This is a genomic window from Paenibacillus sp. RS8 (genome assembly GCF_041956825.1).
GTDB lineage: Bacteria > Bacillota > Bacilli > Paenibacillales > Paenibacillaceae > Paenibacillus_AQ.
This window is the reverse complement of record NZ_CP168131.1, coordinates 3,728,443-3,754,547: the sequence shown is the minus strand read 5'-3', so window position 1 is coordinate 3,754,547 and position 26,105 is coordinate 3,728,443. Positions and strand designations below refer to the sequence as shown.

Genomic DNA, 26,105 nt, shown 5'->3' with positions numbered 1-26,105 from the left:
AATTAGATTCTATATCACATTATAATTATTATAAATTGAATCACAGTGATTATCAATGATTCTCAACAATTTTATAACAAACCCTGTTTTTTTACAAATATCTCTTTTTATTTCCCCTATGATATACCGTATAATTCCGCTATTTTCAGCGCTAATCACCCATACAGATTTTTGAGCGGCCTAACGCAAAAAATAAGACCTCCCGCAGGAAGCCTTATTTCATCCGCTTTATCGTTTAGCTAAGGTAAGAACGCAGCATCCATTGATGTTTCTCAAGATCACCACGAATTTTTATAAACATGTCAGATGTTGGCTGATCCTTAATTTCCTCGGCAAGCTCAATACCTTCTGTCAATTCTTCAGAAATGGTAGCGAAGTCTTCAATCAGTGACTGAACCATTCCCCGCGTATCCTCTTTACCGGTAGCTTCTTGTATCGTTGCCAATTCTAGATATTCTTTCATCGTCGCAGCTGGACTTCCTTTGATGCTCAGCAAACGTTCTGCAACTTCATCCATTTGGAGGGTCACTTCATTATATAGATCCTCAAATTTCACGTGAAGTGAGAAGAATTGTTCTCCTTTTACGTACCAATGAAAATTGTGAATTTTAACGTACAATACATTTAAGTTAGCAACCTGACGGTTCAAAATTTGTTCCAGTGAAGTTGTGTTTACTTTATTAGATGCTTTAGCCATGATATGATCCCATCCTTATCCTTTATATTTACCGGTTCACTTCATCTTTCGTCCGGCAGTAACTTGTCTATTCTTAATTTACCCCTTAGCATGTATGACGAAACAAGGAGAACCCTTCCATAAACCTTCGATTGAAATTATTAACACTAAAGACACTACCGATTACGTTAAAATTCTAATCCTTGCAAAAAAAACACAAGAGGCCCAAGGCCTCTTGTGTTTTGGATTTCGTAAGATTGTTCAGTCAGATCATAAGAAGCAATGCATCCGCACCTGTCATGCCTGGTACGATACCTAAACGCTCCGCTTCTAAGGTTACAGACTCCAATGGGGCAGCTAACAGCTGTGACAGTGTTCGTACACCAACTGCCCGGGCTGCGATAATTTGCCGATCACTGAGCTTCTCATTGAGCAGGCCAACATCCAGCGCACCACACATTATATAACCTCGGCTTGTGCTGATTGAGAGCAGCGTTGTTTTCGGAAGCTTAACCTCTACTCCGATCAGCGTATGTTCACCTACGGTAATAGGCTCCATGGTAACCAATAGCAGCACCTCCTTTATTAACGATCCACGTTGTATATGTATGCTCCACGCCCTGCTGATGTGCGGTTGGTAGTCCTAGGCTTTTCGTAAAAAACACAGTACCTTGGTCCCATTTTCTCTAGTGTCAGGTATATGATTATTACTTGTTTAATGTTATAGTTTATTTACATTCTTATAATTGTAAAGGAATGTTCAAACGAAAAGCTGGGGGATCTATGGACGAGAAACTACAACACACAGACGGCAACTATTTATTCAATGTCGACATCCTGATTAATGCCCGTACCAACCCGCTTGCATTGCAATATCTGCTTGAAATGTTGAACAATAATGACAAAATCACAGATTTCAACATTAACTCCGGTCTTGAATTGGGGAGAACCATTGACAGCTTGCTTCGTTCTGCCAAAATAGCCTTGAATCAAAGCTCTGCTCCTCCCACTTCATTAAAGCTGCCACCAAAGACCTCTAAGAAGCAGCTCGATAAACCGATAGATAAACAGGCAGATTTGCCTGCACAGCAGTCAGCTATTGAGACGCCAGCTGATGCATACGGGAAGATTCGACAGTACATTCAGAACAACCAATTAGTACGTTTACGAGCGAATCGGTACGGGAAACAAGTGTCCATGCCCTGTCGGATTTTAAATTTTGATGAAGCAGCCAACTCTATTAGTGTCTATCACGTGGATGAGAAACAGGTATACCGCTTTAATCTAAATGAGATTGACGAATTTCTGTAAGCGCATGCCTTTTATGCAAATAAGCACCCATTCTCTTAGAGAGAATGGGTGCTTATTTGCTGTTATCAAAGTCGCAATAGCCCTAAAACGGAGCTACTACCTCTTTGCACTTACTACGATCCCTTCATTTTCACGCAATGCCCAAATCCTGCTGGTCATTCTTAACGTCTAGAGCGTAGTTTTACGGGAGAATGCCTCTAGGGCTAGGAATAACCAACCCATAATAAAGCATACGCCACCAATAGGTGTAATCGCTCCAAGCACTTTAATCCCTGAGATACTCAGAACATACAAGCTACCTGAGAACAAAATAGTTCCTGCTATTAACAGACGTCCTGCCCAGCGTAACCGGGTGCTTTCTCCCCATTGCCCTACAATCAGTGCAATTAGAATCACACCAAGTGCATGTATCATGTGGTATTGCACACCGGTCTCATATACCTTCATATAATCTTCAGTGATCCTTGACTTTAGTAAATGAGCTCCGAAAGCACCTATTCCTACTGCCAGCATAGCTAGCAAAGCCCCCCAGGCCATCAATTTCCGTTGCATACCAATACAACTCCTTACTATTAGACTTCTTCTATCATAAACGATTGCAGGTTGCTTTTTCCAGCAGCCATTTACGAATTAGCCACAATCAGGGGTTGCTTTTTTAGCATCTATATGAAAAAGTGGATATTAACAACATTTCATTCTTATCTCTCAAGGAGTGCAACCCATGGACCTTAATTCTCTCTCAAAATCTAATGTGCCTACAGCAGAGGTAGGAAATCCCCAACCTTATCCGAGTCAACCAGATGTGGATTCTCAGTCTTCGTATCAAAAAGTAGATCGTGACTTACAACACTCTGGACCGGGTATTGCTTCTTTCATCATCAGCCTAGTGACCATTTTAGGTTATGCAGCCCTCTTTCTCTTCATTATTATGAAGGCTTCTTCAATGGTTAACGAGAACTCGAATCTACTAGCCGAATCATCGCAGTCCATCATGCTTCTCGGAATGACTGTTATTATTCTTTCAGCTCTAAATGTAATTGGTGTTGTCATCGGCATTATAGGACTCTCTATCCGGAAACGGCGTAAGGTGTTTGGCGTTATAGGCACCCTCATCAACGGTATTATTATCCTACTCTTTATGCTTCTTATTACTATTTTCTTAGTCAATGCTGGGACGCTATAACGTTCATTGCAAAATCAAAGATAAAAAGGCTGTTCCTGAAATCAATCAGGAACAGCCTTTTTGTTATTCATAAATGAGTTCTTTTACTTTGCAAGTGACAGCTTTGAAAGCACACGTTGTTTAACTGTTGCATCGCCTTCGACTGCTTTTTCTACATATTCAAAAACTACGGAATCATCCGTATTCAGCTTCTCAAGTATGCTCTCCATTCCAGCTGTAATCTCAAAGGCCGTAGGACCTTCTTTGGTCTCAATCTCAACAGAATGACTATCTATTTGTCCGACGTAAACGCCTGTTCCTTTAATCACTTTAGCTTCTGAATTTGCAGTTGGTTTTGGTGCTGGTGTGCTTGGATTCTCTGTTGGTGCAGTTGTACTCGTACTTTCTGTAGGTACAGGTGTGCTTGTGCTCTCCTCTGTTGGTACTGGAGAAGCTGTTGCAGTTGGTTCTGCAGATGGCTGTGCTGAATTATTAGTAGCACCGCAAGCGGTTAAGGCTAGTGTTAATGCTGCGATTGCAGCTATGGCGGGTAAGGTACGTTGTTTTTTCATGTTGACTGCCTCCTCTATGTTTAGCTGTTGTTTTCAAAGTCATTTTCCACAAGCCTACTCCTTTAAACGTTATCAACTCTGCTTAGGTTTCATAATACGTTAATTATTAATAACTTCCATTGTTTAATAGGCATCCGCCGGATGCAGGCTGAAGCGGGGTTAATACAATAGTGTTGAGCCTGATTTATCCCTAAGGAGTGGTCGCCTTGAGAATCGATATCGGCTGCGGATCCAGTAAAGAAACAGGTTATCTCGGGATCGATCGTATCGCGGGTCCCGATGTGGATATTGTCTGTGACATTAGCCAAGGCATCCCTTTGCCGGACAATACCGCCGAGTTTGTAATGGCTAGTCGTGTATTACCCTATATGGAGGATTTATACGCGGTTATGTCGGAAATTCACAGAATTAGCATCCACAAAGCCATTGTTTGTATTCTGGCTCCTTATGCCCACAGCTTTGCCCATATGTCCAATCCTGCCTTCAAGCAGAAGTTTGATGAATATACTCCGCGTTATTTTACAGGGTCTTTTTTTCAGCCCTCATCCGGCCCAGTATGCCCAGCAATTCCAGACTATCCCATACCCGTGCCACCGTTCGATTACCGGTTGCTACGGATGGAGCTATTCTATCAATATCCATATGAAAGCCCTCTTTACGAAACAGAAGAACTAGAAATATTAAAGACGCTTCAAGCCAATGTTGTGCATGAAATCATGTATCATTTTACCGTAATCAAAGAGGATATTTCCATTCATGAGCTGGAATTGATGAGTAGAGGACATTTCGCTGAACCCCGTGTTCTTATGAAACGCAGGCTAAAATCACACGATAGACAAACTTTCCTATAATTTATTGATGGGACATACAATTATACCCGATTTGCGTCATAGGCTAACATACAGGTATTAACTGTGCCGTCCTGAATATGGGGCGGTTCACTTTTTTAAAAGCAAATTAACCTCGAAGGAGGTGAGAATCATTCCACTAGTCGTACGGGCAACGATCAATGCGACCGGTGCTATCACATTTACAGGCAACACACTTGGACTTAGTCGCTCTGATACAATCGGAGTGCCAGGGACACTGGACAGCATCGGCGGTTTTACCACTGTTAACACTTCATCCGTATTTGGCACCTATCCTAATGGAACTACTAGTCTTTATACTAGCAACAGCTCATCAGCCATACTGGTCCTACCGTCAGGTAGCACTGTACTATATGCAGAGCTGATTTGGGGCGGTACCTATATTAATGGAACCGTGAATCTCAGTGCGGCCATAAACAACCCAGTCTCCTTCATAACCCCTGCCGGGACTACCTTTAGCGTTACTCCTGACTCTGCGACAAGTAACGTAGTCGATTTGGGAGGTGGTGCTTCCGCATATGTACGTTCTGCCAGTGTTACCAGTATTATTTCGCAAGGCGGCGCCGGAACCTACACCACTGGCGGTGTAGTTGGCACGATCGTTATTCCTAGTGATTCCACAGCTAACCATGCGGGCTGGACACTCGGTGTAATCTATCAAAATACATCATTGCCCTTCCGTAATATGTCCTTACGGGCAGGTGCAATACTTGTACAGGCAACATCTGCCCCGGTTTCAACTACGATCACTGGATTCGCAACACCAATAACTGGTGCGCTAGGAGGCAGAGCATTATTCAGCGCACAGGAGGGAGATGCAAACCGTTCAGGCGTTCAGGCCCTATTTGGTCCAACTGCAGCTACACTCGTAGCGTTATCTGGACCCAATAACTTTGCTAACAATTTTTTCGCATCACAGATCAACAATGATTCAGGTAATCTCAATACAACCGGAACATTCGGAACGCGCAATCAGACGAACGGGAATCCAGGAACTAACATCATCGGTGGTCGACAAGGTTGGGATATTACCAATGTTGACGTGTCGGCCAGACTTGTAAATAACCAGTCTTCAGCGATCTTACAATTAACTACCTCTGGCGATGCTTATGTACTCAATGGAAATGCTATACAAGTCGATATCAATGCGCCCAAAATAAACGTTACTAAAAGTGCCAATGTGTCCGGACCTATAGTTGGTGATACAGTAACTTATACAGTAACTGTCAGTAACACTGGTACAGCGAGTGCAGCTAGCGTCGTCTTATCAGATGCGCTGCCTACAGGATCAGCCTTTGTCACCGGAAGTGTTGTAGTGGCCGGCGTATCGAAGCCCACCTTTGATATTACAGCAGGGATCTCTTTGGGCTCATTAGCCTTGAGCACTTCAATAACGGTTACATATCAAGCCAAAGTCACTTCATTACCAAATCCACAAAATATAGCTAATACCGCCAATGCTGCTTTTACGTTTCAAAGCGTAGCTGGCGGTCCTATCATGACGGGGGTCATTCCATCTAATACAGTAACTTTACCGGTATATTCCCCCATTCTTAACATTGTAAAAACTGCCAATACTGCAAATGCGACGGTCGGCGATCAGATCACCTATACTCTTCAAATCACCAACACTGGAAATATCGGTGCTGTAACAACCCTTACCGACAATATTCCTTCAGGAAGCTCATATATTGCGGGTAGCTTTACCGTCAATGGAGCACCTGTCGCTGGAAATCCTGCTACAGGTATTGCTATTGGAACGATAGCTGCTGGCGGAAGCTCTACCGTCCAATTCCGCGTAGTGGTGAACAGTCTTCCTTCTCCTCCGCAGCTGGTCGATCAAGCGAGCGCCGCTTATACCTTTCAAGTTCCAGATGGGCGAACCGTAGCTGGATCAGCCTCATCCAACTCACTATCTATTCCAGTTACAACACCCAATGTTACGGTTGTCAAAAGCGCTGGATTTGCTGACGTCGCTGTAGGTGATACATTACTCTACACCTCAGTAATCAGCAATAATGGAATTGCAGCAGTTTCCAACGTATCGCTTTCAGACAGTATCCCTGTTGGGACTTCACTAGTCTCGGGAAGTGTTACGGTTGGTGGAACGGCACAGCCTTCCGCTAATCCTGGGACCGGGATCTCTATTGGGTCCATCACTCCTGGAGGTTCGGTTACAGTCACCTTTCAGGTCAACGTGATTTCATTGCCAAGTCCTGCACAACTATTAAATAGATCTTCTGCGTCCTTCAGCTCGGGATCGTTTACTGGCATTTCACTTTCCAACACGACTACAACTCCCGTGTACCAACCCGTTATCCAGATTGTCAAAAGTTCGAATGTTTCCAGTGCCACTGTAGGGGGCAATATTCTCTACACGTTGAATGTTCAGAATTCTGGAAATATCGGGGCAACTGTTCTCATCAGTGACAATATCCCTTCGGGAAGTACCTTTGTGTCGGGAAGTGTCACAGTTAACGGTGTTGCTAGGCCTTCTGACTCTCCACTTACAGGGATTAACTTAGGAACTGTAGCTTCCGGGGCTAGTGTTCCTGTAACCTTTCTGGTCTCTGTACAATCTTTGCCTTCACCACCAGTTCTGAACAATCAAGGCAGCAGCAGCTACACCTACCAACTACCAAGCGGAAGATCATTATCCGGGGCCAGCCTCTCTAACATCTTAAGCATTCCAGTCTCCGCTCCAAATATTACGCTAACCAAATCCGCTAACCTTGCTTCTGTAGCTGTCGGTGAAAATCTGACTTACACAATCACAGTGTCCAACACAAGTAGCGTAGCTGTGAATAACGTTGTAGTCTCTGACCCTATACCTACTGGAGGCACTTTTGTAGCAGGTAGCGTTATTGTGGGCGGTTCATCTGTACCAGCCGCTAATCCAGGTACAGGAATATCTATCGGTAGTATTACGGCAGGCAGCTCAACAACCGTCTCTTTTAAAGTGAATGCATCTTCTTTACCAAATCCTGCGCAGTTTTCAAATAGAGCTAGTGCCTCTTTCTCATCCGGTGCCTTCACCGGTTCTTCACTTTCGAATACGGTAGTAACACCTGTGTATCAACCTATTATCAGTATGATCAAAAGCGCGAATACAACTCAGGCATCCGTTGGGGGATCCTTATCTTATTCAATTCTCATCAGCAATACCGGGAATATTGCAGCCACATTACTATTAACTGATACACTTCCACCCCAAGCTGTATTCGAAACGAACAGTGTAATTATTGGTGGAACCCCTCTTCCCGGATATAATCCAGCAACGGGCATTCCAGTTGGACCACTGGCACCAGGTGACAGCGTATCGGTGAGCTTTTTGGTCACGATAACAGCATTACCTCCTTCACAGATGTTGTTGAACTCCGCTTCGGCAACTTATAGCTTCACCCTCCCAGACGGGCGGCAACTCGGAGGAAATGTAGCATCCAACACGCTCTCTGTTCCTGTTTCTGCGCCTAACGTCAAAGTTGTAAAAAGCGTGAACGCTTCTACTGCCGTTACAGGTGATGTTTTGACATTCACCTCTGTATTGACGAACAACAGTATTGCTTCAGTAAGTAACATCATTCTCAGTGATCCTTTACCTGAGAATGTAACCTTTATTTCCGGAACCGTAATTGTAGGCGGCATTGCTCAGCCGTTTGCAGTTCCGTCCGCCGGCATTCCAATCGGTAGTCTGAGCCCAGGCGCGACAGCTACCGTAACATTCGAGGTGAGGATAACAATGCCGATACCATCACAGATTAATAATCAGTCATCCGTCAGTTTTACATCCGGTGTATTCTCCGGTTCTTCTTCATCTAATATTACTAGCACTCCAGTCATTCAACCCCAAATCTCCTTAGTCAAAAGTGCCGTAGATGGAGACGGTGATTTCGATGCGCTAGTTGTAGGCGATACAGTCATCTACACAGTGGTAGTAAGTAATACAGGTAATCTTGCTGCAAATGTAACCTTAACTGATAACATTCCAGCTGGGACTGTTTTTAACCCTAACAGTGTAATTGTAGGGGGTATGCCGCAACCAGGTGCAGCACCCGATACCGGCATCGCTGTAGGAAGTGTCGCACCGGGAACCAGTGTCCCTGTTAGCTTCTCAGTTAACATTGTTTCCCTGCCTTCACCACAACAAATCAGTAATCAAGCTTCTGCGAGCTTTACCTTTACCCCTCCTGACGGTAGACCTTTAAGCGGAACTGCTGTATCTAATACAGTCACACTGCAAGTCTCAGCTCCTAATATCGTCGTTGTCAAAAGCTCAAACTCAACTTCCGTAGCGATCGGAGATACGGTCACTTATAACGTAAATATTACAAATAACGGCTTAGAAGCTGTTAATAGCGTATTACTTAATGATCCAACACCAGCAGGTGCTGCTTTTGTAACGGGTAGCGTATCCGTGAACGGAGTGCCTTTTCCAAACCTGAGCCCTTCTTCCGGAATTTCTATTGGTACCTTGGGACCTGGAGCGTCAGCGCTGGTTGCATACAGTGTTACTGTCACTTCTATTCCTCCCACAGCTACACTCATCAATAAAGCATCCGTAACCTTTACATCAGGTGTTTTTTCCGGCTCCACTTTTTCCAATACCGTTACCATCCCTGTGTACCAGCCGAACATCTCTGTTGTCAAAACAGCTAGTACAAATAACGCTACAACAGGTGACGCTGTCAGTTACACCCTGACCGTTAGTAACACGGGAAATTACCCGGCAAGTTTGATTGTTACTGACAACATACCAGCTGGCACTACCTTCGTTACGAACAGTGTGCTTATTAATGGACTCCCCTTAGCACAAGCAGATCCATCTACGGGGATTCCTGCCGGAGTTATTCCTCCAGGTGGTACAACAGCAGTAGTGTTCACAGTAAATATCACCTCATTGCCAAACCCACAACAACTGGTCAATCAGGGTACGGTAGCGTATAGCTTCACGCTTCCGGATGGGCGTACACTTGGCGGTTCTGTCCTATCTAATACGATTACTATCCCCGTCTCTTCTCCTAATTTGGCAGTAGTGAAATCCACACCAACTACATCAACTACAGTGGGAGACACGATTACCTATACGGTTACGATTACCAATAATGGAATTGAAGCGGTGAATAATGCCGTCTTCACGGATGCCCTTCCTGCAGGTACTACATTTGTATCAGGAAGCGTGCTAGTAGATGGAGTGCCTCGTACGGGGGTTAGTCCTTCCACAGGGGTAACCTTAGGCAGTATAGCACCCGGTGTAACCGTAACTGTAGCCTTCACAGTGAACACAGTCTCATTGCCACCTTCAGGCCTGCTAAATAACCAATCAACAGTTAGCTTCACCTCAGGGGTACTCTCTAATGTAGCTTTTTCAAATATTGTATCAACACCTATTTATTTACCTATTCTAGCCGCAGCGAAAAGCTCAAATTCAGTTCATGCGACCGTCGGTGATACCATTACCTACACAATTAACGTAACCAATACAGGTAATTACGGGGCTTTGGCTACGCTGAGTGATACTATTCCTTCTGGGACGACATTTGTGCCTAACAGCGTACTTATTCAAGGCGCCCCGGCTCCGGGAGCGGATCCTGCAGCTGGCATACCACTCGGCGTGATATCCGCAGGTGCAACACTTTCTGTCATGTTCTCAGTACTCATTACAACACTGCCGGCAAGCCAGCAGCTAATTAACCAAGCATCCGTTGCCTTTGCTTACACCTTACCTGATGGCCGGACATTTAACAGCTCGATCAATTCCAACACGTCGACTATTTCAGTATCCTCACCGAATGTTATTGTAACTAAGTCATCACCAGCTACAGATGCCGTTGTAGGCGATACTATTATCTACAACCTGACAGTTACCAATAGTGGAATAGCCAATATCAGCAATGTAAACATCAGTGATCCCATACCGGCGGGCTCTTCGTTTATCGCTGGCAGTGTGCTCGTTGATGGTATCCCACACCTTAATGCCAACCCTGCGAATGGTATCTCATTGGGCACAATTGCACCGGGCGTTACGGTCAATATCTCGTTTAGCACTATCGTCAATGTACTGCCTAATCCAGCAACGCTAACCGACCAAGCTTCCGTCAGCTTCACTTCTGGAGCCTTCTCGGGATCCTCCTTCTCTAATACACTTGTTATTCCGGTATATCAGCCTATCATCGTTGTTGTCAAAGGTGCGGATAGAACTGCAGCAACTGTCGGAGATACGATTACTTATTCTCTAAATGTAACGAACACTGGTAATCTTATAGCAAATGTAGTTATAACTGACACGATTCCTAATGGAGCTATCTTTGTTCCAAACAGCGTGCTCGTTAACGGAGTGCCACAACCAGGTGCCGACCCGTCTACCGGATTAAATATTGGAGCAGTTGCTCCGGGAAGTACGGTAACAGTGACCATAACCCTTCAGGTTACTATAGCCTCTCTCCCGTCACCGCAGCAATTAGTCAATCAAGCTTCATCAACTTTCTCATTCACGCCACCAGATGGTCGTCTGCTCACCGGAACTTCACTTTCAAACGTCCTTATTATCCCTGTCTCTTCTCCGGATGTGAGTGTCGTTAAGAGCACCACCTCTATCGATGCGGTTGTCGGCGATATCATCACCTATACGATTGTTGTCACCAACTTGGGGATTTCACCAGTTAATAACGTCATCATGGTTGACCCTATCCCAGCAGGCAGCCAGTTTGTAACCGGCAGTATCACTGTAGACGGAACCCCACGACCAAATGGCAGCCCGGCTTCCGGTATTGCCATCGGAACGATTGCTGCTGGTGCTTCTTCAACCATCACCTTCCAGGTTCAGGTAGTAGCGTTATGATTCCCGGCTCACGTACCCAGCCTGTCGTAACCAATCAATCCATGGTACTCTTCAACTCGGCAGCGGGTGTTGACGGCATTGTCTATTCCAATACCGTTAACACCCCGGTCGTGGGCCCGGTACTTTCATTGCTGAAGAGTACAGATAAACTCCATGCCTCATTAGGTGACACCCTTGTGTATACCATTACAGCTTCTAATAATGGAAACACAGAAGCTGTGCTAACGGTGTATGACATTCTTCCAGAGGGTGTTTCCTTTATTTCCAACAGTGTGCTAAGAGACGGTGTGCCTCTCCCAGGGGCTACACCGTCTTCGGGCATAACGCTAGGTTCTATTGCTCCGCAGAGTCAAGTGAGCATCGCCTTTCAAGTCGTCATCATTTCATTGCCCTCTTCGTTAATGCTGCAAAATAAAGCGCTAGGCCGTTTTTCTTTTACTACACCGGAGGGAAGAATCATTAATGGAGATTTTTATTCTAATTACGTACTAGTTTCTTTACGGTCGTACCAGCTCTCTACTTCGTTGACTGCAAGCACTCCAACTTCTTTTATAGGAGATGTAGTTACCTATACATTGCGGCTCACGAACGAAGGCAACAGCCTATTAAACCAAATTACCGCAACGATTTCTATCCCAAATGGAGCCGTATTCATTCCAGGGAGTGTCGTTGCAGGTGGAATCTATTATCCAGAATCAGATCCTACGCAAGGAATAGTACTCGGTCAACTGGATAAAGACCTAAGCATTGATATTACATTTCGGGTTAGAGTTACAGAGATCCCTCCATCCTTGGACCTGACAAATCGTGCATTGGTCACTTATTCCGTCGATGAGGATCCAAATACGACGGAGAGCAACACTGTGGTTGTCTCCCTTGTTCTGGCAGGTGTCAGTATCAGCAAAAGAGTAGATCATGTTACAGCTGCTCCAGGAGACAACCTAAGATATGAGCTAACGATAACCAACAGCGGAACCTTGGCCGTAAATGCGGTTCTGACGGATGCCATCCCTTCTGGTACTCTTTTTGTATGGGATAGCGTTCTTTTAAACGGAGTGATGCTAAAAGGAGCCCGTCCAGCAGATGGCATTCAGCTTGGTACATTAAGAGGTGGAACCTCTACGGTCGTGGTCTTTCAAGTGAGCATACCTGCAGCTATAAATATCCATGCCATTGCAGCTGTACAAAACCATGGTAGTGTTCAATATACCTTTGTGCTCCCGGACGGACGAACAGTAAGACAAACCTCCCGCTCCAATACTGTTACCACCTTAATAGTCACACCTGTCATTTCTCTCGAAACACATGCAAAGCCTACCCTTGTGGAAGCAGGAGAACACGTCCAGTGCTGGATCTCCCTAACGAATAGTGGAAATTGGCCAGCTGAAGTATCCCTTAATCGGCTAACGCCAGAGGAATGTCTTTTGGATCCTAGCAGCATTGTGATTGATGGAATTCCACATCCCCAATCATCATTTAATGGCACTTTGTCGCTAGGGACAGTCAAAGCTGCTGCTACTGTAAACATCCATTATTTTGTCAGGGTAAGTGAACATGTACTGGGTCGTTTCCTTAAAGGCTTAGTAACCGCTCAATATTTCTTCAATCTTGATGGACGTGAATACACTGGCGAGAGCCAGTCAAACAGTTATACATTGACCGTGGAAGAGATCAGTGAATAAGAAATCACATATCCCCCATCCCCATGAATATACTTTAGTTACACCCCAAGAAGTTCAAACTTTGCATAGGTTCCTTCAATCAACATTTATATTCCATGGGAGGTGGTCATCCTGTCGCAATCATCTGGTCCCTTTTCCTTTGTCGTCTCAAAAGAAGACTGGTCCCTTCACCGCAAAGGCCATCAGGATCAGGAACGTCATCAGCAGAAGGTCAGAGAAGCTATCAAGGATAATTTGCCGGATCTCGTGACCGAAGAAAATATTATTTTGTCAGGCGGTAAGCAGATTGTAAAGGTTCCGATCCGCAGCCTGGATGAGTATCGAATCATCTATAACTTTCGTAAGCAAAAGCATGTAGGACAGGGCGACGGGGAAAGTCAGGTCGGTGATGTACTTGGGCGCGATTCACAATCTGCACAGCCCGGTAAAGGGGAAAAAGCAGGCGATCAACCCGGTCAAGATACTGTGGAAGCAGAGGTCAATCTGGAGGATCTGGAGGACATCTTGTTTCAGGATATGGAGCTGCCTCATCTGAAGCCAAAGAATAAGGAAGAGATCGAGGTTAAATCTATCATCTTCAACGATATCCGTAAAAAAGGTATGATGTCTAACATCGATAAGAAACGTACCCTTCTGGAGAATCTGCGGCGTAATGCAAGCAGAGGCAATCCCGGAATACACAGCATAAGTCCTGATGATCTGCGGTACAAAACATGGGATGACATTAGAACGCCTCACTCGAATGCGGTCATTATTGCGATGATGGATACGTCAGGTTCGATGGGTTCTTTTGAAAAATATTGCGCCCGTAGCTTCTTTTTCTGGATGACCCGCTTTCTACGCCGCCAGTATGAAAAGGTGGAGATTGTCTTCCTTGCCCACCACACGGAGGCTAAAGAGGTCAGCGAGCATGATTTCTTCACTCGTGGTGAGAGTGGGGGAACCATCTGTTCCTCCGCTTATCAAAAAGCGATTGAGATTATCGATAGCCGATACCCGCCAGCGCAGTACAACATTTATCCGTTTCACTTCTCTGATGGTGATAACCTTACTTCTGATAACGAACGTTGTGTGAAGCTAATTGGAGAACTGCTTAAACGGAGCAATATGTTCGGCTACGGCGAAGTAAATCAGTACAACCGCAGCAGCACATTAATGTCTGCTTATCGTCATCTGAAGCACGAACAGTTCATGCATTATGTCATCAAAGACAAAAAAGAAGTGTACCAGGCGCTAAAAACCTTCTTCAGTCAAAAGGGTGTTGTTAATTCATAACTCCTTCACTCAAAAACGCGGATGTCCCATCAGCCATTTTATGGTTTTTGGACACCCGTGTTTTTTGACGTTCCTCTCCTTTGAACAAAACACCAAAAATTAACCTCTTTCAATGCAATAGCACTGGAGTCCGAAGCCACGTAAAAGGCGATTCATCGCTAAAAAGCGTCTTCTGGATCCGAAAATATCAGGAGATGAGCTAGAAATTGCGTTTAGGCAACTGAAGAGTAAGCAATGTTTCGAACGCTTTGTGTTTCGCATTTCTGGATCACACCCTTCCATTGCTGGAGGATCACGGTTTTGTTTTTGATTAGGGCAGCTTGCATCAGCATTGGAATATTGACCTATCCATATAAAAAGCCTCCATTCCAGAGCTTGGGAAGGGAGGCTTTTTTCATAATGGAAATCTATTTAATTCTCCAAAACTGTTCCACAATACTATTATTACCACTCAGAAAATAGATGGCAGGAGAAGTCATATTCCAAGTGACTGAAAACTCTACTGCCTAATGTACCTTCTCTCTATCCTTACCTTTGTCAGATTCTCCGGCATTTTTATTCGCTGCTTCCCGGTCTTGCATCATCTCGTCCACTGTCTTTACCTTCAGGCGAGCAGCGCCTTCATTGTTGGCATTCGTTGGAATAATCTCCCCTGAAGCTAAGCGTTCCTTCGCTTTAGCAATAGCTTCGCTGTATTGAGGCAGCCACTGCTCTCCAGCTACGAGCATCTCATCGACCATCTGCCAAATTTCTTTTGGATTACATACGGCACCTACCAACGGATCCATCATAAACGCTTGACGCAGTAGCTTGTCATCACCGTGTACAGCAGCTTCGACGGCTAAACGTTGCACTGAGATACTAACGTTGCACACTGCGGCTGCTCCTAAAGGCAATTCACCCACAAGCGGCATCGATATACCGTTCCGATCCACATACCCCGGTGCTTCAATGATCGCATCATCTGGCAGATTTGAAATTACGCCATTATTCACAGTGTTAAAGTGACCTCTGTACACTCTGCCCGTTTCCAATCCTTCGATAATGAAAGAACCATGCTCTTCTCCGCGATTCTCCACCGTATATTCCAGTGCCGAGTCCTTCATCCAATTCGGAAAATCCGTTTCGAACCAATTCCGTCCTTCTGTGCAGACACGCAGATATCCACCGGTCTCACCGTTAATCCAGCTTCCGAGATCAATCCAATCCATGATTTCCTCACTGCGTTTACGGTACCATGGCACATATTCACTTAAGTGACCATTGGATTCTGTACTGTAATAACCAAAGCGGCGCAGCATATCAATTCGAACTTTTTCCGTGCGACTAAATTCCGGATGATTCTCAAAAGCTTCTAGAAGACCTTCGGTCAAATCCTTCCCCTTATGACTTGCTGAAATGTACCAGGTCTGATGATTGATACCTGCACAAATAATATCGACTTCCGATTTCTTCAAACCATACACATCTGCAATTTGTTGATGCCCATGCTGTACTCCATGACACAGACCAATAGTCCGCACACCACCGTATTTGTTGCAAGCCCAAGTCAGCATCGCCATAGGGTTCGAATAGTTAAGCAGGAGTACATCCGGGGCAGCCATCTCCCTAATATCACGGCAAATATTCAGCATTTCCGCAATCCCGCGCTGCCCGTACATGATGCCTCCCGCACAAAGAGTATCACCTACGCACTGATCAACTCCGTATTTCAATGGAATATCTACATCCGTGGCAAAAGCTTCAAGCCCACCCATTCGAATAGTACAAAATACGTACTTTGCATCCTTCAGCGCTTCTCTGCGATCCGTCGTCGCCTGGATTTGAATATCTAATCCATTCTCTTTAATATCACGTTGGCACAGCTCGGTAACCATCTCCAAATTGTGACTATTAATATCCATAAATGAGACTTCAATATTTTTAAATTCCGGCACGGTTAGTAAGTCTCTCAACAATCCACGGGTAAATCCAATGCTGCCTGCCCCTATAAAAGACACTTTAAATGACATCCTGATCATCCTCCGGTAATGAATTGGTTGTTCCTGTCCATTGTAGCAATTGAACTGAGGGAAGCGTTACCAAAATCATGACCTCTTTTGAAGGAAGGTGTCAAATATCCTAACCTATCTTCTACTGAAGATCCTTCTCTTCATAGCTCCAGGAATGGCGCTCAATAGAATTGCGATATTCTACAGGTGTACAGTCGGCGTATTTTTTGAAGAGGAGATGAAAGTATTGTCTGCTGCTAATTCCTACATAATCGGCAATTTCAGCAATCGGAATATCACTCTGTCCCAGCAGCATTTTTGCTTTTTCCATTCGGAGCATATTCAAATAATCACTGAGTGTCCGGCCAGTATGTGACTTAAAAATACGATGCAGATATCCTGGATGCAGATTGACTGCGGCAGCGATATCCTTAACCTGGATACTTTGGTCATAGTTCTGATACAAAAATTCGATACTCCGCCTGACATAGAGCTGTGAAGGCTGTTGGTTGGCACGAAGTTGATCCTGTCGCAAGCTAGATAATCTAAGCATAAGCTCACAGAACAATAAGTCGACCATACTTCCACCTTTCCCGCCACTTTGATCGAGCTCCAGTACAAGTCCTTTTAGAACATGATAAAGTTCCTCTGGATCAGTCATGACTAGACTGGAAAAGGGAACCTGTAACCATTCAGCAAGTGCCTTTTCTTCTCGAGCGAGCTTGCCGATCGATGGAGCAACCCCTGTATATTCCATAAATCCAAACTCTACATTCAGCATTCGACAGGGCCCCCCCTCCTCGACAATCAATCTGTGCGGTACATTCGCATCGAGGATGATCAATTCTCCCCGCTTTAACCTAAATCTCTCTTCTTGACCCGCCCTCGGATGAACATCCACGACACAGCCTCCAGAGATCAGATACATGATTTCGGTTGAATTGTGCTGATGGTAAGACATATTGTAGTTGTTCCATTGTTTATAATAGTAAGCAAAAAAATGAGGACTATAATCTCCATCAATTAATGCCTGCTGAAAAAGACTCCCACTAAGATGTAGAGGCAAATTCGTCAATCGATCACTCCTTTCTTCTATTAAAATGTTAACCCAAGTGTATCTCTCAAACTACTCCTAAGACAAGAAGAGCTACTTGAAGTGATTAAATTAGAAAAAACGAGCAAAACTCCAATATACAGGAGAGTTACTCGTTTCTATTTTTACTATGAAGTTCTAATTCTCATACTTGAAAAGAAATCATTGATTGCTTTAGATCTGCTGCTAAACTTTCTAGCTTTTGAGATAAGGCCACAAGCTCCTCACTTACAGTAAATTGCTGTGAAGACATAGAAGCTACCTCCTCAGTCGAAGCCGTCGTCTGCTGCACAATGGAACTGACACTTGCCATGGATTCACCTAATTGACGCTGAAACGCTATCAGTTCATGGATAGAAGCAGAGGATTCACTAAGATGCCCCATGAAGTGTTCCATTTCCTCTTTGACACTTGCAAAGATCGTCGACGACTCACGTACGGAAGAAATCTGCTCACGGAACTTTGGAGCGGTCTCATTGATATCTTTAACCGTGTTCTCAATGTGTAGACCAATCTCTTCCGTAATCTTGGAGACCGATTGGATCGAATCATTCGATTGATTTGCGAGCTGTCTGATTTCATCAGCAATCACTATAAAGCCTCTGCCTGCTGCACCGGCTCTTACCGCCTCTATAGTGGCATTTAGCGCCAAAATATTGGTCTGCTTATTCACAGCAATCATAGGACTAAGAATACTGCGAATTAAATGAGTACTCTCTCTTAGCTTATTGGAGTTCTCTTGTATTCGATTGAACATTTCCACCGTAGACTCACTCTGCTCTACTAGCAGCTTCATCAGCTCTGTCCCTTGATCACTAACCTCAATAACTCGTTCCGCCGAAGCGTCCATTACTGTATTTAGTTCGGTTACTTCACTCATCTTGCTGCCAATGATTTCGACATTAGCATGGCTTCTTTCTGCTTCGACAGCAAGGCTAGCTGCTCCAAGTGCAATCTCACCTGTAGCGGATGCAACCTCTCTGGCATGAAGTGAGGTTGTACCTGATGCTTTGACTAATTGTTCCGAAGTACCAAGCACTTCATCCGCTGACATCTCACTCTGGCTTGCAAGCAGAGAAATTTGCTCCATCATTTTGTTAAAGCTATGCCCGAGCCGGCCAATCTCATCCTTACCCTTAAAATTTGTTCGTACACGAAGGTTTCCTCGCTCACCTTCTTCCATTAAGGTCGCCAGTTTACCTAGTGGACGCCCAACCAAACGAACAAGAACATAACCAATTAACAGGGCTATCACGGCAGCTGCAAGCACCACAGAGAACGTAATATAAAGAAGCTTGTCCGCCGACTTCGTAAAATCACTAACTGGTGCATATCCCATGAGTGTCCACTTAGCGGTCGTTAAAGGCTGATAAACGACAAGCTGAGGACTTCCCTTCTCATCGGCTGCTGTAAATGAATGATTCTTTTCTATATCTTGCTCTTCTGATACTTTTATGTAAGAGGGTTGACCCAGTTTAGCATTATCCGTACCATAAACAATGTTACCATCTGTGTTCAAAATTCGAATCTCACCGGTAATTCCAATCTGAAGATTAGATAACATTTCAGTCATGGCCTTCCCTTTAACTTCGATGAGCATGTAGTACTCCGCTTCAGGATGCAATAGATTGCGAAGCAATCTCCCCATAGTTAAAGATGGTTCAGTATAAGCATCAAAGAAGCCCTTCTCACGAACCGGAAACCATACTGGCTCTCCTTTAGCATCCTCAATTTGTTTCAGTCTCTCAGCAATACCTTCATCACTACGGAGACCACTAATACCTGCAGATTTATAAGATTCTGTTTCTTCCAAGCTCTTAGATACCAGTCTGACGCCATACATCCGCTCATCTGAACCTTTAACTAAGTCTAGCTTTCTGCGAATCCGATCTTCTGCAGCAACTTTAGCTACCGTTGTAAGTTCACCACTATTTATTTTTTCCAAGTCACCTTTTAATGCGGAGTCGAGTGCAAATTGCCTCGAAAGCGCTTCATATTCGGTTAGAACAAAATCCAGCTTGTCCGCTGCTTGAACTACAGACTGTGAGGAGGCCGCGGCAACCTCATCTGTAATGATATCTTTGGCAGCAAAATATGAAGTCAATCCTAGAACAGTGGATAAGAGCACTATGGAGCTGAAAAGAATAACGAACAATTTTATCCCAACTGATCTAAACTGTAGAGTCCATAGCTTTTTCATTAAGTTCACTCCCTATGATGGAAAAAGGGTACAGCCTTCCATTTCTGTACAAAGGCTGTACCCAGTTCATTCTTTAGTATGAAGCGAAATTGTTACCCCTTACTAGCTCCTGCAGTCAATCCATCAACAAGCAGACGTTGCAAGAATACAAACAAAATCATAATCGGGATAGAGATCAGAACAGCACCGGCAGAGAATAAGGTAAAGTTAGTGTTTTGGTTCGTGTTAACCATATCCCACATTCCGACTGCGACGGTCCAGTTCTCCTTCGTCCGCAAAATAAGTCTGGCGAAAATGAAATCCACCCAAGGACCGACAAATTGAGTCAGTGCCATGTAAGTGATCATAGGGCGTGACAAGGGAAGAATAACTCGCATAAATATTCCGAAATTGCTCGCCCCGTCAATTCGAGCTGCCTCATCCAAAGAACGAGGAATCGTGTCGAGGAAGCCTTTGGCGATAAAGGTTCCCCCAAGCGGTGCCCCAGCTGCATAAACGATAATCAAGGCAATATGTGTATCCAGCAAATTAAACTCCTTAAGGAGCATATAAATAGCAATCATACTCATAAAACCAGGGAACATACCAAGAATTAGAACGGTGGATAACGCTGTTTTACGCGCTTTAAACCGGAATCTGGATACAGCATAACTAGTTAACAAGGTAAGTACTACACCGATAAGCATGGAGAACACGGCTATTTTCAATGTATTAGCATACCAAGTCCCAAACATATAACTCGGCGATGTGAACAATTCTCTGTAGTGATCGAAGGTGAATTGCTCAGGGATAAATGATTTACTGTACAATGATTTACCAGGCCGGAAAGAAGCAAATAGAATCCAGAGGGCCGGATAGAGTGCCGCTATCGACAAAGCAATCAAGATGATGTAACTACCACTTAAGCGAATAAAGTTCGCGATCTTTCTGCTCATTGGATCATATCCTCCTCTTTGAATGATTTCGTCCGGCGGTAATTGTACAGGGAGAATGAAGCAACAATGATAAAGATAATAATCCCTATTGCCGAAGCCATGTTGTTTTTATTCTGATCAAGTGTTAATTTGTATAGCCAGGTTACTAGCAAGTCCGTGGAACCGGCATATTGATAATCACCATTTACAGGACTACCACCTGTTAATAGGAAGATCGCATTAAAGTTGTTAATGTTACCTGCGAACTGCGTAATTAGAGTAGGCGCTGTGGAGAACAATACCATCGGTAGCGTAACAATACGGAACTTCTGATAACCCGATGCTCCATCCACTTCAGCTGCTTCATACATATCCCGAGGAATTGTAGTCAGTACGCCCATAATAAGTAACATCGAGACTGGAATACCAACCCACATGTTTACAATAATTACGGTAACCTTAGCCCAGAATGGATCTGTCAGCCATGGCAATCCGCCCATTCCAAAATACCCGAGGTATTGGTTGATAGGGCCGAATTGACCGTTAAATAGATTGCGCATGAGCAGCAAAGAGATTAACTGCGGTACTGCGTAAGGCACAATCAGAATAACTCTCCACATTCCTTTGAAACGAATACCCTTTTGGCTCACCAGTAAGGCTACCAATAGTCCTCCGAAATATGTAGTAATCGTTGAAAGAACTGCCCATATAATCGTCCATGTTAATACGCCATAAAAAGTGTGACTCCAGGTTTTGAGAACCAATAAATTACGGAAGGTCTGAAATCCAACCCAGTCAACCAATTTAGCGGGTGGAAGATGATCAGGTGCGGAATAGTTCGTAAACGCTAGCAGGATCATGAAGATGATTGGCATGATCGTAAAGAATAGAACACCAATACCCGGCAAGACCAAGAACGTCTGAGCGAACTTATAATCCAGTATATAGCGAACACTTTGTTTAAAGGTGTTTGCCTGAAGACCGTTATCGCGTTTCTCTCCAGTCTTATAAGCATCTTTAATGTTCAAATACCAAGCGAGGATTATGATGATAAGCATTAGGATGGTGATCAAGCTTTGAATCAAAATATAAATCGAGTGATCCCCAGCTACCATCTTAGCGATGCCTTTTACTTTTACCAACCGGCTAGGGTTTTCTCCTAGTGTAACAAAACCCCATAATGCAGTAGCAAGATTCTGAATAAAATAATAAACAGCGGCGGCTTCTACAACTAAAAACATGATTCCTTTGATGAATTGGCGGTTATATATTTGTCCCAATCCCATGAAAATCGTCGACAGTACTGCGGCCCTCGTGCGATGTCGCTGCATTTCGCTTCCGTTCTCCTCTCCGAGTGAAAATAAGAAGCTGCCCTCCGCTAAACATGCGACGGGCAGCTTGATTCACTGTATGCTGTTAAGACTGTGATTTATGATCCTTATTGAGCAGCACCGTTATTCAAATCTTTGATTTGTTGAACGGCTTTGTCCATTGCTGCTTTTGGATCTACATTCTTATCCCAAATTTCTGGAAGCGCTGCATTTACAGGGCTCCAAACGTTACCCATTTCAGGGATAGAAGGCATTGGTTGGGAACTCTTAGCTTGTGCTGCAAAAGCGGATACGAATGGATCGTCAACGATTTGTGGATCAAGAAGCGCTTCATTGTTTGTAGGAACAGAACCGATCGTTTTGTTCAGTAACAATTGAGCGTCTTTGCTTGATGCAAAATGAGCGTACAATCTAGCAGCATTCGGATATTGAGTAAACGAGTTAACCGCGAAAATCTTGATACCAGAGAATGTAATAGCTGTTTTGCCATTTACTGTAGGGATCGGTGCGATACCAAGGTTATCTCCAAGAGCTGCTTTGTATCCTCCAAGCTCCCAAGGACCTGTGATATCCATCGCTACATCACCTGAGTTGAACAAGCTGCGTTTGATATCACTATTGATATCTCCGCTCTTAATTGGCAATGCTTCTTTCATTTTCACAAATTCTTTAAGGCCTGCAATCGCTCCATCGTTAGCAAGTCCGATATCTTCTTTATCAGTACCGTCCTTACCGAACAGATATCCACCATCAGAAGCGATAAACATGTAGTTGAAGTACAGGTTTCCTACTTCCCACATAATTCCGTATCTGTTCTTGGATTTATCTGTGAATGTTTTGCTGAAAGCAAGAACATCGTCGAAAGACTTAGGTGCTTCTTTAACGAGTGATTTATTGTAGAACAATGCATAAGTTTCTGCTGCTCTTGGGTAGCCATACAATTCGCCATCGTACGAAGATCCGATAATTGAAGCTTCAGTATTGCTAGCTTTTGTTTCTTCACCGAAGACGTCATTAGGAAGAACCAAGCTCGCACTTGCCGCTTTACCTAAGTTGTCGTGAGGGATAAGAACAACGTCTGCTGCTAATCCTGAAGGACCATCTTGCGTAAGTTTAGTTACTTGATCTGGTGGTGCCAACTCTTCAATCTTGACTGGAACGTTATATTTTGCTGTGAACTGCTTAGCAATTTCATCTGCGAATGGTCTTTCTTCCTTACTTTCCCATACAACTAGTGTCGCTCCATCTTCAGGCACAATTTCTTCTGTTGCTGCTGCATCTGTGGTCTCTGGCGCTGCAGTCTCTGTAGTGTTGTTAGCAGCATTAGTAGCTTTTGCTGCGTTGTTACCCCCGGTATTCCCATTGTTGTTCGAACCACACGCTGTAACGGACAGTGCCATAGAAACAGCAGCGGTGATAACCATCACTTTTTTTAACTTCATTACTTTAACCCCTCCCAATTTTAAAAAAGCATAAGATGGTAAAATAGTAGAGCTAGAAATTTGCGCAAACGATTTCAGAAAAGCTAAAAAAAAGTTGTTCTTTTAGCTCGCTCCTTCAAAAGCTGCATTTGGCAGTGCAAGAAAGCGCTTCATTCATGAATACATCATACAACAGTATCGTTTGTTTTTAAAAACGTTTGCACATACCATATTTGACCATTTTCCATTAATTTATAAACTATATAGGCATTTATCTCCATTTTTCACATGATATCTTTTAATTAATCGATTATTCATGTGTTTAAAAATGGAATTGCTTTTTTATTTGCCCCTGATATGCCACAAATTCACTTTTCCAATAGATTTACAATTTTCAGGCAGTAGAAATGCACATATACTCAAGTGAAAATTTGTGCAATGGTTTGAACAAGAGTATTGAAAGCCCTTTTATTCCATGCTATAATCCAAATCGTTAAGAGGCTATCCAACACGAATCATTGCATCTATTGTCTGCCTCCTGTTCTATATAATTAAAAGGCAATGTTACTTATGAAAGGTACAACCTCGGACAAGCTACTTCGCGGCGGTTGTGCCTCTTTGTTATGTGCAAGTTTGCTTCATCATTTGCGCATGTTGCATAAAAAACTGTGCAACCAATAACAATAGCGACATTCTAACACCCGTGCTGTGGTGAATTGTTCGAGGAAGTATTGCTTACCACTCTAAGCGTATGCTTTTGAGGTAGTTTTGCCGAAGCTGATCAGGGAAGTATCGCTTACAAAACTAAGCGTATGCTTTCGAAGTAGTTTTGCCGAAGCTGATCAGGGAAGTATCGCTTACAAAACTAGGCCTATGCTTTCGAAGTGGTTTTGCCGAAGCTGATCAGGGAAGTATCGCTTACAAAACTTTAGGAGGACTTATTCATGTTACTGGAAGCTGTGTACCATCGCCCGCGGTTAAATTGGTCTTACGCCTATAATGAGAGCACGATTCATTTGCGTCTCCGCGCTAAAAAAGGAGATTTAACAGAAGTATTTGCTTTTGCAGGAGATAAATACACTTGGGATACCACAAAAGAGCTAATTCCCATGACCCTCTTCACCTCTGATGCTATGTTCGATTATTGGGAATGTGCCTCTGTTCCCATCTATCGTAGATTGAAATACGGATTCTTACTGCAAAAGGATAATGAGAAAATTTGGATGACCGAAAATGATTTTCAAACGAACCGTCCAGAAAATCCAAACAAGCTGTTCGAGTTCCCATTTATTAACCCCGTTGATGTATTCACTCCACCTGCCTGGGTAAAGGATGCTGTTTTCTATCAGATCTTCCCTGAACGCTTTGCAAATGGCGACCCTAGTCTTGATCCAAAAGATGTTCAGCCATGGGGAGCAGAGCCAACACCAACCAACTTTTTTGGCGGCGACCTGCAAGGGGTTATTGATCATCTGGATCATCTTAACGAGCTTGGCATCAATGCTATTTATTTCACACCACTCTTCACAGCAACTACTAATCATAAATACGATACAGAAGATTATATGCAAGTTGATCCGCATTTTGGGGATATTGCAACGTTAAAAACACTCGTCGATAACTGCCATAAACGTGGTATTCGTGTGCTATTAGACGCTGTATTTAATCATTCCGGTGGAACTTTCGCTCCGTTTTTGGATGTTAAGGAAAAGGGAGAAGACTCCATCTACAAAGATTGGTTCCATATTCGTGAATTCCCACTTCAGGTTGTAAACGGCATTCCTACTTATGACACTTTTGCGTTTGAAGCACATATGCCAAAGCTTAATACAGAACATCCTGAAGTTAAAGAGTACTTGCTGAAGGTCGCAGAATTTTGGATCACAGAAGTTGGAATCGATGGTTGGCGCCTAGATGTGGCCAATGAAGTAGATCATGATTTCTGGCGTGAATTCCGAAAAGTGGTAAAGCGCGCTAATCCTGAGGCCTACATCCTTGGAGAAATCTGGCATGAATCTGCTCCGTGGCTGGAAGGTGATAAATTTGATGCCGTTATGAATTATCCTTTTACTGATGCCGTCCTTGACTTCTTTGTTCATGGAAGCCTTGATGCTGAAGGATTCGCCAACTCTATTGGCCGGCAGTTATCGCGCTACCCACTGCAAGCAAGTGAAGTTGCCTTCAATCTGTTAGATAGTCATGATACTCCGCGGTTGCTTACGCTGGCTGCAGGGGATAAAAATAAAATGCGATTAGCTTCACTATTCCAATTCACCTTTATGGGTACTCCTTGTATCTATTATGGCGACGAGTTCGGAATGGACGGTGATGGTGATCCAGGTTGTCGTAAATGCATGGAATGGAACCCTGAACAGCAGGATCATAATCTATTCGAATTCTATCGCCAGCTCATTCAAATACGCCATGAGCAACCAGCACTTCGTACGGGGACATTTACCTTCTTGGAGGCAGGTCGACAAGGCAGTAAGCTAGCCTATGAGCGCCGAATAGATCTTGAGACTATAGTTGTACTGATTAACAGTGAAGAGACTGCTCAGACGTTCCGTATTGACGTAGACGAGAAAAATTGGGAGAACTTGTTCACTGGCGATACAGTGCGTGCAGAAAGAGGCAAGCTAATCATGAAGATGCCTGCTTATGGTTTCACTATACTTAAGGCAATCGTTTAGTTACAAATACCTCCGATCATATTAAACATAACAAAAACAGGGTATCTCACTAGCTATGATAGCTGCGAGATACCCTGTTT

At 43.9% G+C, this 26,105-nt stretch carries 17 protein-coding genes; 7 read left to right on the top strand and 10 right to left on the bottom strand.

Annotated elements, in window-relative coordinates; all coding sequences use genetic code 11:
* Window positions 1–235: 235 nt before the first annotated feature.
* Together ACDZ28_RS17965 and ACDZ28_RS17960 are read right to left on the bottom strand one after the other, a co-directional pair.
* Window positions 236–697: a Dps family protein gene (locus ACDZ28_RS17965; RefSeq protein ID WP_042125852.1), complete on the bottom strand. Its 462-nt coding sequence runs from the start codon at window positions 695–697 to the stop codon at window positions 236–238.
* Window positions 698–941: 244 nt separating this feature from the next.
* Complete coding sequence (locus ACDZ28_RS17960) at window positions 942–1,244, bottom strand: YunC family protein (RefSeq protein ID WP_042125850.1); 303 nt, start codon at window positions 1,242–1,244, stop codon at window positions 942–944.
* A gap of 215 nt (window positions 1,245–1,459) precedes the next feature.
* Here ACDZ28_RS17960 and ACDZ28_RS17955 point away from each other — a divergent pair, with 215 nt between their 5' ends.
* Window positions 1,460–1,987 carry a hypothetical protein gene (locus tag ACDZ28_RS17955; RefSeq protein WP_042125848.1) on the top strand — a complete coding sequence of 176 codons (528 nt, stop codon included), beginning with the start codon at window positions 1,460–1,462 and terminating at the stop codon, window positions 1,985–1,987.
* A gap of 168 nt (window positions 1,988–2,155) precedes the next feature.
* Here ACDZ28_RS17955 and ACDZ28_RS17950 read toward each other — a convergent pair whose 3' ends face one another.
* Complete coding sequence (locus ACDZ28_RS17950) at window positions 2,156–2,539, bottom strand: DUF423 domain-containing protein (protein WP_042125846.1); 384 nt, start codon at window positions 2,537–2,539, stop codon at window positions 2,156–2,158.
* A 169-nt stretch (window positions 2,540–2,708) separates the two neighbouring features.
* Between ACDZ28_RS17950 and ACDZ28_RS17945 the strand changes: the two genes are divergently transcribed.
* On the top strand, window positions 2,709–3,170 hold the full coding sequence (locus ACDZ28_RS17945) for a hypothetical protein (RefSeq protein WP_076121107.1): 462 nt from the start codon (window positions 2,709–2,711) through the stop codon (window positions 3,168–3,170).
* A gap of 83 nt (window positions 3,171–3,253) precedes the next feature.
* Here ACDZ28_RS17945 and ACDZ28_RS17940 read toward each other — a convergent pair whose 3' ends face one another.
* Window positions 3,254–3,721 (bottom strand): hypothetical protein, encoded by a 468-nt coding sequence (locus ACDZ28_RS17940; RefSeq protein WP_375102412.1) that lies wholly within the window; start codon window positions 3,719–3,721, stop codon window positions 3,254–3,256.
* Between the two features lie 206 nt (window positions 3,722–3,927).
* Between ACDZ28_RS17940 and ACDZ28_RS17935 the strand changes: the two genes are divergently transcribed.
* From ACDZ28_RS17935 to yhbH, 4 genes are all read left to right on the top strand, one after another.
* Window positions 3,928–4,572, top strand: coding sequence for a methyltransferase domain-containing protein (locus ACDZ28_RS17935; RefSeq protein WP_375102411.1), 645 nt, complete (start codon window positions 3,928–3,930; stop codon window positions 4,570–4,572).
* 121 nt (window positions 4,573–4,693) lie between these two features.
* The gene (locus ACDZ28_RS17930) at window positions 4,694–11,428 is read left to right on the top strand and encodes a hypothetical protein (RefSeq protein WP_375102410.1); all 6,735 of its coding nucleotides are present in this window, start codon (window positions 4,694–4,696) and stop codon (window positions 11,426–11,428) included.
* Complete coding sequence (locus ACDZ28_RS17925; RefSeq protein WP_375102409.1) at window positions 11,425–13,110, top strand: hypothetical protein; 1,686 nt, start codon at window positions 11,425–11,427, stop codon at window positions 13,108–13,110. The genes ACDZ28_RS17930 and ACDZ28_RS17925 overlap by 4 nt, the downstream gene beginning before the upstream one ends.
* 111 nt (window positions 13,111–13,221) lie before the next feature.
* The gene (gene yhbH / locus ACDZ28_RS17920; protein WP_076121114.1) at window positions 13,222–14,385 is read left to right on the top strand and encodes a sporulation protein YhbH; all 1,164 of its coding nucleotides are present in this window, start codon (window positions 13,222–13,224) and stop codon (window positions 14,383–14,385) included.
* 506 nt (window positions 14,386–14,891) lie between these two features.
* On the opposite strand, the gene ACDZ28_RS17915 is transcribed toward yhbH, so the two are convergent.
* The 6 genes from ACDZ28_RS17915 to ACDZ28_RS17890 form a co-directional block, all read right to left on the bottom strand.
* On the bottom strand, window positions 14,892–16,397 hold the full coding sequence (locus tag ACDZ28_RS17915) for an alpha-glucosidase/alpha-galactosidase (protein ID WP_375102408.1): 1,506 nt from the start codon (window positions 16,395–16,397) through the stop codon (window positions 14,892–14,894).
* Between the two features lie 121 nt (window positions 16,398–16,518).
* Window positions 16,519–17,442, bottom strand: a complete 924-nt coding sequence (locus tag ACDZ28_RS17910) for an AraC family transcriptional regulator (protein WP_375105374.1) — start codon at window positions 17,440–17,442, stop codon at window positions 16,519–16,521.
* 172 nt (window positions 17,443–17,614) lie between these two features.
* Window positions 17,615–19,669, bottom strand: coding sequence for a methyl-accepting chemotaxis protein (locus ACDZ28_RS17905; protein WP_375102407.1), 2,055 nt, complete (start codon window positions 19,667–19,669; stop codon window positions 17,615–17,617).
* 92 nt (window positions 19,670–19,761) lie between these two features.
* Window positions 19,762–20,604, bottom strand: coding sequence for a sugar ABC transporter permease (locus ACDZ28_RS17900; protein ID WP_042125831.1), 843 nt, complete (start codon window positions 20,602–20,604; stop codon window positions 19,762–19,764).
* Window positions 20,601–21,914 (bottom strand): carbohydrate ABC transporter permease, encoded by a 1,314-nt coding sequence (locus ACDZ28_RS17895; protein ID WP_042125830.1) that lies wholly within the window; start codon window positions 21,912–21,914, stop codon window positions 20,601–20,603. The genes ACDZ28_RS17900 and ACDZ28_RS17895 overlap by 4 nt, the downstream gene beginning before the upstream one ends.
* A gap of 107 nt (window positions 21,915–22,021) precedes the next feature.
* Window positions 22,022–23,356 (bottom strand): maltose ABC transporter substrate-binding protein, encoded by a 1,335-nt coding sequence (locus ACDZ28_RS17890; protein WP_375102406.1) that lies wholly within the window; start codon window positions 23,354–23,356, stop codon window positions 22,022–22,024.
* A 923-nt stretch (window positions 23,357–24,279) separates the two neighbouring features.
* On the opposite strand from ACDZ28_RS17890, the gene ACDZ28_RS17885 reads away from it, so the two are divergent.
* Window positions 24,280–26,025 (top strand): alpha-glycosidase, encoded by a 1,746-nt coding sequence (locus ACDZ28_RS17885; RefSeq protein ID WP_076117494.1) that lies wholly within the window; start codon window positions 24,280–24,282, stop codon window positions 26,023–26,025.
* Window positions 26,026–26,105: the final 80 nt, after the last annotated feature.

Excerpts from the sequence above, each read along its gene's own strand:
- ACDZ28_RS17965 (WP_042125852.1), bottom strand. The coding sequence starts at position 697 with ATGGCTAAAGCATCTAATAAAGTAAACACAACTTCACTGGAACAAATT.
- ACDZ28_RS17955 (WP_042125848.1), top strand. The coding sequence starts at position 1,460 with ATGGACGAGAAACTACAACACACAGACGGCAACTATTTATTCAATGTC.
- ACDZ28_RS17950 (WP_042125846.1), bottom strand. The coding sequence starts at position 2,539 with ATGCAACGGAAATTGATGGCCTGGGGGGCTTTGCTAGCTATGCTGGCA.
- ACDZ28_RS17945 (WP_076121107.1), top strand. The coding sequence starts at position 2,709 with ATGGACCTTAATTCTCTCTCAAAATCTAATGTGCCTACAGCAGAGGTA.
- ACDZ28_RS17940 (WP_375102412.1), bottom strand. The coding sequence starts at position 3,721 with ATGAAAAAACAACGTACCTTACCCGCCATAGCTGCAATCGCAGCATTA.
- ACDZ28_RS17925 (WP_375102409.1), top strand. The coding sequence starts at position 11,425 with ATGATTCCCGGCTCACGTACCCAGCCTGTCGTAACCAATCAATCCATG.
- ACDZ28_RS17915 (WP_375102408.1), bottom strand. The coding sequence starts at position 16,397 with ATGTCATTTAAAGTGTCTTTTATAGGGGCAGGCAGCATTGGATTTACC.
- ACDZ28_RS17905 (WP_375102407.1), bottom strand. The coding sequence starts at position 19,669 with ATGAAAAAGCTATGGACTCTACAGTTTAGATCAGTTGGGATAAAATTG.
- ACDZ28_RS17900 (WP_042125831.1), bottom strand. The coding sequence starts at position 20,604 with ATGAGCAGAAAGATCGCGAACTTTATTCGCTTAAGTGGTAGTTACATC.
- ACDZ28_RS17895 (WP_042125830.1), bottom strand. The coding sequence starts at position 21,914 with ATGCAGCGACATCGCACGAGGGCCGCAGTACTGTCGACGATTTTCATG.
- ACDZ28_RS17890 (WP_375102406.1), bottom strand. The coding sequence starts at position 23,356 with ATGAAGTTAAAAAAAGTGATGGTTATCACCGCTGCTGTTTCTATGGCA.
- ACDZ28_RS17885 (WP_076117494.1), top strand. The coding sequence starts at position 24,280 with ATGTTACTGGAAGCTGTGTACCATCGCCCGCGGTTAAATTGGTCTTAC.